At 41.5% G+C, this 9,620-nt stretch carries 6 protein-coding genes; all 6 read right to left on the reverse strand.

What is annotated here, in order from left to right; translation table 11 throughout:
• Nucleotides 1-94: 94 nt before the first annotated feature.
• The 6 genes from U9O96_03100 to U9O96_03125 all read right to left on the reverse strand — a co-directional run bounded on the left by U9O96_03100 (nt 95) and on the right by U9O96_03125 (nt 9,405).
• A complete protein-coding gene (locus tag U9O96_03100) occupies nt 95-1,270 on the reverse strand; it encodes a transporter substrate-binding domain-containing protein (protein MEA2054094.1) in 1,176 nt (391 codons plus the stop codon).
• A 114-nt stretch (nt 1,271-1,384) separates the two neighbouring features.
• The gene (locus U9O96_03105) at nt 1,385-4,720 is read right to left on the reverse strand and encodes a DNA polymerase II large subunit (protein MEA2054095.1); all 3,336 of its coding nucleotides are present in this window, start codon (nt 4,718-4,720) and stop codon (nt 1,385-1,387) included.
• 227 nt (nt 4,721-4,947) lie between these two features.
• The gene (locus tag U9O96_03110) at nt 4,948-6,174 is read right to left on the reverse strand and encodes a histidine kinase dimerization/phospho-acceptor domain-containing protein (protein ID MEA2054096.1); all 1,227 of its coding nucleotides are present in this window, start codon (nt 6,172-6,174) and stop codon (nt 4,948-4,950) included.
• Complete coding sequence (locus U9O96_03115) at nt 6,171-7,922, reverse strand: signal peptidase I (GenBank protein ID MEA2054097.1); 1,752 nt, start codon at nt 7,920-7,922, stop codon at nt 6,171-6,173. Before U9O96_03115 ends, U9O96_03110 begins: the two co-directional genes overlap by 4 nt.
• Nucleotide 7,923: 1 nt before the next feature.
• Entirely contained in the window at nt 7,924-8,595 is a 672-nt protein-coding gene (locus tag U9O96_03120; protein ID MEA2054098.1) for a hypothetical protein, read from the reverse strand.
• Between the two features lie 132 nt (nt 8,596-8,727).
• Entirely contained in the window at nt 8,728-9,405 is a 678-nt protein-coding gene (locus U9O96_03125) for a hypothetical protein (protein MEA2054099.1), read from the reverse strand.
• Between the last annotated feature and the right edge of the window lie 215 nt (nt 9,406-9,620).

The following is a 9,620-nucleotide window of genomic DNA, read 5'->3' on the forward strand; positions in this document are numbered from 1 at the left end:
AAAGGTCATGCTAATCTCTGAGAAAAACGGCAGAAAATATCTTGCTAAGATTCCAAAAAGAGCCCATAGGATGATTGAGTTGTTTCCGGAGGCATTACCTATGGGTTAAAAATGCGGAGTTTCGGTTTCTAACAGTATCATGATAAATATATCCTTCCCCAACTTTTTTGTCCAGCATCTTTGCTTCTTTCATCTTGTCCTCTGGCACTATTACATCATTGATACATTTACTTTTGATTTCATCCAATGAATAACCAAAAAGCTTTGCAAAACGGGAATTAATATTCAATATGTGAGAATCCGAATCCAGATGAACGGCAGCTTCGGGATTATCCATGAACAATCTCTCGAGCTTTTCCTGGCTCTCCCGTAATTCAATTGTCTTTCTTTTAATCTCTGCTTTCGATAACATATTCATAATCAAAAAGAGGATTAATACTCCGCTGGAAACCATCAATACATTTTTTATCCATTCAGGAACTATCTCAACAATCTCCTCCGTAACTCCTGCACCCAAATATTTTTCTATCGATCGGTAATAAATAGAATTCTTATCTTTTTTTAGCTCTATTACATGACAATCCATTTTTTCAATCAAATAGGGGTTCATGCTTGCATTTTTCGGAAATGCGAAATGAAGTTCTATCGGTGAGAATAAAATTGGACTTCTATCGATTTCATATTTACTTTCAAATTTCATACCAAAAAGTCGATTGACAACTCCTGCATCCACACTCTTATTTTCTATACATTCAAGAGCATCTGCGTATTCCTTAACTTCAACAAAAGTGCAATTTATATCGAACTTTTCCATAAGTTTTCTAATTCCCTGAGGGCCTACATTGTAAACATCGCTTGTAACAACGGCTATCCTTTTATCCTCCAAGTCAAGAAACGTCTGGATTTTGGATCCTTTCTGGATATAGAGCTGACTCCAGTTGGCAAGAACAGTTTCGTTTGTATAATCATATATCTTGCTTCTCTCCTCAGTGTAAGCTATATCTGTCAATATGTCAATGCTGTTATTTTTTAGGCGATTCAAACATTCATCCCAGGTCCCATGAATATATTCAATTTTCCATCCTTCCTCCGATGCAATGTATTCTACTATGTCTGCATATATCCCTTTTACAGTTCCGTTTTCATCTGTAAATATAAGCGGTTCGTTTTCGTATATCCCGATTTTTAAGGAAATCGAAGGGTCATCTGCAGAAACAAAAATGCCAATAAATAAAGTCAAGCATACAATTAATATAAGGCACTTTTTCATGATCCAATCGCCTATTTGTATAAATGCAATTGCAATATAAACGACTATCGCTAATTATAAATCTCTCTGATGTTCTCTGTCCCACTGCTTGGTTTATGTTAACACGTAAGCTTTCTATTTGAAAAAATCGCTTAACTTCGTCTTCCTTATTTTATCATTTTTAAATAACGATTCGGCAGATTTTTCAAAAATTAGGATGCGCTGTTTCGTATACTCAGGAATGGACAATCCGTTCATTATTTTTTTTGCTGGCTCCAAGTATTTCTTTATGGATTTTTCGTGAACGGTAAGTGTCAGAGAGCCGCCGCATTTTGTGCATACTCCCCTTAAAGGAATCCGCCTGTATTTCTTATTGCACTTAACGCACCTCACCTGCTGCGTTGTGAACGCCCTCAAATTTCCGATCAAATCTGGAAGGAAGTGGGTCTGTATAACCCTCGTAGCAACGTCGTTCTCATCAACAGCCCTTATTTTTCTGGCAAGTTCAAGCTGTGCGTCAAGCTTATCTTCCATTTTTTTGAGAGTTTTGTATGATGATGTTTTTGTCCCTTCTGATATATTCCTGGTGTCATGGGTGAAAGAAAAATCGCTGTATTCCCTACCTGTTCCTATCCTGTAAGCAACCAAATCCATCTTTTTTTCCAATTCCTTCGGGTGGGCATGTCGTATCGTAGCCCTGTAAAATTCTAAAGGGTAAAGGCGAAGCAAATCCATGCTCTGTGCCTCCTTATCTATTTCTGACGGGGAGATTTTTGTTGCAAGAACCAACGGCAGATCCATGTGCCCGCCGCGCTTTTCAGGAATGTACTCAAGGGAAAAGTTTATAAGGACATCAAGGAGAAGCATGAGCGTATCCTCATCACCATCGCAATTCCTCCTTTTTGCCGCATGATAAAATGGATGGGCACAGCAAACGTCTGCATCTATGAATCCTATGATACGACCAACCGCGCCTGCCGATGTATGGGGTGAAAGGCCGACGACCATACTGCCTATTAAATCCTGCATATCTGAAGCATTATAGAAGGGCTCTATTCCGTAAAACTTATCCAGCAGTTCATCAATATAGTTTGCGACTTTGAGCATGTATGTGGCACATTTTTTTGACGGTACGACATCCTGTATCTTCAATTCGCATATCTGGTCTTTTCTTTCCAGGGGTTTTCCTTTCCAATCCTTGTCATATCCTAGGGCATGAAGTTTTTCTACGGATGTGTCGATTTCATCGGGTCGGAAATGGGTCAATGGCATGTTTGTCATATCGAAACGCGCGGTACCGTCCTTAAATACATAAACGCCGTGTTTTGCCCTCAAAAGCCCTTTCTCAATACATTCCGGCGTCTTATTCTTTGACGAAAGGCCAATCACTCCCTTCACTTTTTCCGGTATTGAAATCATGCCTATGTTTTTCTTCGCTCTTTCTATTTCCATATAAAGTTTCACTTCATGGGTATCTATTTTTCCCGTGTATGAGGTCAAGCCGCCACAATCGCATCTTGTTTTATATGTAATTTTTTTGCATCTCTCACATTTCCTGGCACCCGCCTCAAATCTTATCTTATTTGCCCTGAGGGCAGAATTCACCAATCTTTCCCGGCCTCCTGCCTCGCTTACAGGAAATAAAACATGGGGACTGGCTCTCATCGTTCTCTCAGCCGCTTTTTCAGGCCTTCCCATTCTTGTTCCTATTCTCTGCGGGGCGCGGGGCATTATTTTTATTCCAGAAAGTTCGGACACCATTTTCATTGGATCCCCTAAGCTGAATAATTGATCCACACCCCTTTTCCTTCCTATCTTTCCATCTTCCACATCAAATCCGCAGCACCGTATGAGGGGGTATGCATATTTTTCTATGATTATTGTTTCCCTTTCCCTATGAAGGGCACCGAGTTTGAGCAGTATTTCCTTTATTTTTTTATCTTTTGAAATGGCTAGAAATTCATCAAATCCTGCTTTTTCGATAGCATCTGCCAGCAATTTTATTTCGTCAGGAGAAATATCGTGCCAGAATAGGTTGTATGAGGGATAGAGGGGTACGTCAAACTTTTCGGATATGCGAAAAGCATCTGCCGGGGAAAGCTCTTTCAAATTTACTTTATGACCAAGTTCGTTTGAAACAATCACCTCGGCTTTTTTCTCTCCTTCCTCATCCTCGTTAAGGCAACCCAATTTCTCCTGGAGTTCCTGTATCCACCATTCATAACAGTAGCTTGCCTGAGGCAAGATTGCATTATTTTCCACAAATTCTCCGAAAGAAATGAGTATCTCTCCCAGATCTATGATTTCCTTTACCCTGTCCTTAATCTTTTTTGCTTCTTCAAGAGCGTTAACCTGCATGAAATCCCCGTTTTTAAGCAACACCATCGGCCCCTCTATAGAATCGCAGGGTGTTCCGACCGTTCCCTTGCCCGGCCTCTCGGTTTTTATCTGTGTTCCTATGGCGATAAAGTTGTCAAGGATATACATGGCAGCAGGATTTATTGCCGTTGATGCGAGTCCGCACGTCCTCCCCCTTCCATAACGGAGACGGAACCCGCCCTTGCTGGACGGGTGGGAAAAAACGGGTCTCCCAGCTATAAGGCTTTCAATATACTTCCAGGAGGGAACAATTTCATTTTTCTCCTCTCCCTCTTCGTGAAGAAAAGCTTTTAGGAAATCCCAACCCTCGAGTTTCATCTTGTTGACATGCTTCAAAATTTTCGGGGCTTTGAGGCTTAATCCTTCGGATATTACAAGGCATGCTCCCCCTCTGACTTTATTTGTTCTTACTCTCGGCAAATCCCTCTTGCCCATTATTTCCCTGTCCTCCGTAGCCTCGCCGTTGATGCATATCGGGCAGTTTCCCACGATGTTTTCTATCTCTTCCAGCGATGGTGCATATTGGAGTGTGGCTATCCTGTCGTATAGAGGCACTTCTTCTTTATATCTCTCTATTTCATCTTCAGTCGGCTTGTATCTGTCTATGCCCAGTTTTCTTCTTACAATGTCTGCTATCAATACGCTCATTGCCTCTCCCGTCCCACCCGCAGAACGGATTGGCCCGGCGAAATAGAGATCGACATAATTACTGCCATCAAAGTTTTTTGCTATTTTGACTTCGGATATCCCCTCTATCGGGGCGACAAGAACACCCTCCGTCAGTATCGCCAGCCCTGTTCGTACTGCCTGGTCAACGGTTTTTTCTGTGCTCCCTGCCATCTCTTCTGCTATTTCCACAGCGACAGATATTGCCGTTTCCTCCCTGCTCATATTTTTTAAATAAGTTCTTATCCTGTCCGCAATCCCTGCCGGGCCGACCAATTCTTCCACCCTGTCAGCGAAGTCGTTGGCCGTGGGAATTTCTACCTCTCTTTTCGGGTCAAACCCCCTGCTTCTTGCCTCTCTAGCCACCCTGTAACAATTCTCGACCTGTCTTTTTATTCCTGAAAAATACTGCTGAATGTCACCCATCAAAAAATGAATGAGCTAGAGCGTTTAAAGTTTGTCCAACTCGGTCTTTATTCTTTTAAGCACTTCCCTGTTTGCGTCTGGGTCAATTTCCTTCAGTCTTTTTGTGGCCTTTATACCATCCATACCCTCATTTTTGTATCCGTAAGGAAGAGATGCGGCTTTAGTCTACCCAATTGCATTCCTTTGTATTTTTCTAGATAGATATCCGGCTCATCATCCACGGCCAGTCATGAACTCACTTTTATTGTTTCCTTAACGAGCTTTTCTATTCTTTTCAGGCTTTGAGATATGGACTTTACCTGTTTTCTCTGCCCTTCTGTGAGCTCTCCATATTTGCCCTCGTCCAGCAGGTAAAGATATCCCTGGGCTATGCAAAGCGGATTGAAAAATTGATGAGATATCTCCTTTGCAAATATCTTTCTGAATTCTTCGCTCTCTTCCAATTTTTCCTGGAATGCCAGCACATTTATGCCTTCCTTGCCATTTTTTATGTTCAGAGATCTGCCGAACATTTTTCTTTCCCTACTTTCTCCATCAATAAAAGTAAATTCGACATCCCCTGACTCGTGTGTACTAAGCCCGTTAAAAGTTTTTATTATGATACCAGCATCTGGCACAAACTCGTTCAATTCCCTGCCTTTGATATCCTCAGCATTATACAGAAGGTTATTCATGAATTGCTCGTTTACACTTAGAATTTTACCATCGCTGTTTATGACCATCACATTTATCGGAATATTGTTAACCAACTCCTCCAACGGCATTATCTCTTCCGATTTTTGTGTTGCCATGTAAGGTATGCTGATGTGCTTGGGTATAAACGGTATACTCTCAAGGCGGATTAGAAGCTCCCTGCATCTCTTTATGTTCAAATCCAGAATGTGAGCATTTCTTCTTGCCCCGATTACAGCTTGGGTGAACTCTCTCCTGCCGATTTCGTCCAGAAGCCTCTTCTCAGAAATGAGCATCAATTCTTTTCTTACATCAATTCTTTTTTCTTCCAGATCGTTCAGTCTTTTTCCAAGGGATTTTTTAAACAAATCAGCATTTTCCAAATATTTATTCAGCTCTGGATTGGCTTTCACAACCTCGTCAAGCTCCCTTTTCGATAGATTACCCTCAGATATGATGTCACTCAGCCCCGGCATCTTCGTTTTAAATTCCAGTTCTTCTATAAATTCCCTTGCTTCCGAATACCAGAGGGGAGTGAATATGAGCCCTCTTCCCGTAACTTCAAAAGAGTCTCTTGACATGGAAAGAATTTTTTTGGATTTGACATCTTCTATCTCATATCCGGCAACCTTTCCATTGCTGTCCCTTATAACCTTTTTTACGATGCCCATCTCCTCTCCCGTATCCTCAAAATATGCAATACTGCCTGACTTGTCATCACCCCAGAAGGGCCACACCATTTTTTTCAATTTTTCCCAAAAAATTTTCAATTTACCCATCATATATCACACCCCTTTAACATCACCCCATAATCCAATCTTTCCCTTAACGAATGAATTGCATATCCCGGAAGCCATGAAAGAAGGCAGGCAGGAATAGCCATAATGGCAAAGAGAAATAAAATTATGCCAGCAATTGTGATTATGGAAGAAAAAGGCACAAGCAGTGAATGATTTGTCCGGAATATGTATAAAAAAGATTTGACGGCAAAAAGAGAAGAAAACCATGTATTTACAAGAAGGGCAGAAAGCATTATCTCGGCTCTCCATCTGCATCCAATGGCGTAAGCAATAATCCCCCCAAAAAATGAGGATAAAAAAAGCAAATAAACAAAATTTTCAAAACAATAAAGCAGTGGCAAAGCCATAACGAAGCCGCCAATAGAAGCGATAAAGGGCTTTTTAATGCCAAACTCAATCCAGTGCAATTCACCATCCATCCATTTAAGAGCATTCATGCATTTCTTCTTTATTCTTCCAGCAGAAAAAGAAAACGAATGGAATGATTTGTACACCGAATGCATTCCTACATGCGCGGGCAGTAATGTCCACGATAAATAGCATCTCATAACCGCATATTTCCCTACCGCTATTGATGTAGCCATGAGTAAGAGAGACGTAATAATTGACATTACCAATGCGGATATAACAGAAAGAGCTATAATCGTTCCCCGCGGATTCCAGTTATGCAGAGAACGGATAAAAGAAGATGGTATCAGTTTCCAATAAGGAGAGGAGTATATGTATACGTTGCCCGTGTAAGTCCCTAGCTCTGTTCCCCGGGGAATATATGCAGTAATGTTCCCCGAAAATCTACCACCTCTTTTCAATGTAAATATTTTATTACCACTATAATCTAAAAAACCCGAGATATTGCCAGATGAAAATATAAATCCCTTTACAGAAAATAAGGACGGATTTACAACCGATATGGACTGTGGAAAAGATTCTTGCTCTTCACTCAGGCTACCAAAGAAAACACTACTCTTTGGCGGGGTTTTGTCAACGCCGAGGGAGGAAGAAAGCTTATCGTATGAAAATGATGTGGCGATCATCAGGAATATAAGGTAAAAGAAGAGGGAGTAAACAAAAACACGTTTTGATGAAAGTCGTTCGGGGCCAAATATATGATCCTTCAACTTATCCTTCAAACTTTTTCCATTTTCTGGAGCCCATATGATAACACCGGCCACGAGAAGAGAAACGGATACCGCTGTTGGAACAAAAACAGCGTAATGCACATCTGCCTGAGGCTTGCCCCATGCCATGGGCTTTGACAGCTCCTTAAATGCATGCTGTATCCATAACCACGGGTAGCCTGCAAATGGTATTTTTATAGGTTGTCTTCCTAGCAGTATTGCTTTTCCCTTGAGCATTTTGTCGTTCACAGGCGGTTCGGGGACGTGGGGGCCTGCCTGATCAGTATAATTGTTAGCATCTCCTTTCGTGATCAACGTGATTTTTCCATTGCTTGTTGCTACTTCTAAAACCCGATGGGCTATGAGTAATTCCCTGCCCCAGCTATTTGCACTTTCATAAATAATAACGTCCCCCTCACGCACATCCTTTATACTGCACGGAATCCAGGGAAGCATATCCCCTTCAAAAAGGGCTGGCCTCATTGAATGTGATGATACTACGCTCATGGGGAAGGAAGTTCCTGCCACGATTGTAAGGAAACGCCCGATGATTAAAAGAAGGACTGCAGCGAAGATTATATTTCCAATAACTTTTTTTAAATCCAGGTGCATTTTATCCCTCCGTATGTGTTATGTCCACTTTGATATAGTCTGTCTGCAAACGGGAGTAGAACCTAAACCACCAAAATCGGAAGCTTGGCCGATTCTGCACTACCAGCACAGTCAAATTTCCATCGCTACTAATATAATTTCCAATACTGGAAGATATATTTGCCTCTAGGTTGATTTCTATAGCAGAAGTGTTGGTGTCCAAAAGTTCATATGAACTGCTGGTGCAATTCCATATGTAGAGGGTTGCACCGTCTGTCCATATATCATGTGTCCCTATTCCGTTCCAAAGGATATGGAGAAGAGTAATGTTAATTTCATTCTCATATATGAAAAAGACAAACCTGTGGGCGGCATAATTCCCAATATCCGCTCTTTCATTTTGACGGATTTCATCATCTGCTGAAATGCGATTGTATTGGGCAGAGTTAAATTCCGTGGAGGGCAGATTATTTGCTGACGGTGGATTTTGGGAAACCTCATCCCTGTAAGCCCATCTGTCATTTCCTGCCCCGCTGCTGAAATCATAAGTTGTAGTATTTTCCCCTATAATGGCGTATGATGATTGAATATTTGTTACGACATACTGATTTGCATACAGGATGTTGGAATGCACGCTACCTACGAAGATTGCAGATATCGCAAGAGCAAGTATTAATGCCGATTTTTTTCTCATTCTACCCTATCTGGATTATTATTGCTGCAAGGAAAGCAAAAAGTATCGCAAGCCCTATCAGCAGTAACATTTTCTTCTTTGCGCCCATTATAAATAAAGAGGGGGAAAGATAGATTGTATTCCTGCCAGTTATCAGTGTGTCGTTGCTTCGAAATCGAAGGTTATCGTACCTGTGTGTGCGTTTAAATTATCTGGAGAACTTGGTATATCTATCGATATCTGTACCCATACATAGTCATCGCTTCCACTTGCAGCAGCGGTTGTATCTTCGGTATATCTCACCTGAGCGGTTGTATCCCATCCAGTAGCAATATTTGTTCCGTCCATATTGGAAGGATCACTGTTTCCTGTAGCAAGAGTCCATGCAGTTGCATCGGCAGGTGTTACATCAGTGCTTTTATTCCACATGAAAACGCTGCTTGCATCGTTCTCCGCCTTTGCTGTCGGGTCGCCGTGAAGCCATATCTGCAGATAGTCGGCACCGCTGGTTGTTGATACTTCTATGTCTGTTATATTAACACTGAAATTCTCCTCATTGACAATTGCAAATGCCGCTGTGTATGTCTTGTTAATTCCTGCGGTGAGATCTCCGAAATCTAACTGTATGGTTGTATTGGTGCCGTCAGCCCTTAGAACTCTCATTCCGTCTGTTGCATTGTCCCCACCTACAAAGCGAATAAAGCCGTTGGACGGATGATTAATATTATAGGTATAGCTAAGTTCTGCTCTTGCATACTGTGTTGCCACAACTGCAGATATTGCCACCATTGCCACCCCGACGATCAATATCTTTTTTCTCATTCCGTTCATGGTTTTCCTCCTTTTGACCTCGCAGGGTTAGGTTCTTTTTGGCTTTTTGGGCAAATGCCCCCGCCCCGCTCCGTTTCATATACCATCCCTTAACTACGCCAATTCCTAAAACTTGTTTCTTTTTCGAAGTAATTGGCAGTCCTGTTCATCGCTTCTCTAACTGTTTCAAAATTGCTATTCTGTAGGATATCTTTATCATACTTTGAGAATACTCT

It is taken from the genome of Candidatus Thermoplasmatota archaeon, assembly GCA_034660695.1.
In the GTDB taxonomy this organism is placed as follows: domain Archaea; phylum Thermoplasmatota; class E2; order UBA202; family DSCA01; genus JAYEJS01.

Coding starts and splice junctions, on each gene's coding strand:
- U9O96_03115 (MEA2054097.1), bottom strand. CDS start 7,922: ATGCACCTGGATTTAAAAAAAGTTATTGGAAATATAATCTTCGCTGCA.
- U9O96_03110 (MEA2054096.1), bottom strand. CDS start 6,174: ATGATGGGTAAATTGAAAATTTTTTGGGAAAAATTGAAAAAAATGGTG.
- U9O96_03100 (MEA2054094.1), bottom strand. CDS start 1,270: ATGAAAAAGTGCCTTATATTAATTGTATGCTTGACTTTATTTATTGGC.
- U9O96_03120 (MEA2054098.1), bottom strand. CDS start 8,595: ATGAGAAAAAAATCGGCATTAATACTTGCTCTTGCGATATCTGCAATC.
- U9O96_03105 (MEA2054095.1), bottom strand. CDS start 4,720: ATGGGTGACATTCAGCAGTATTTTTCAGGAATAAAAAGACAGGTCGAG.
- U9O96_03125 (MEA2054099.1), bottom strand. CDS start 9,405: ATGAACGGAATGAGAAAAAAGATATTGATCGTCGGGGTGGCAATGGTG.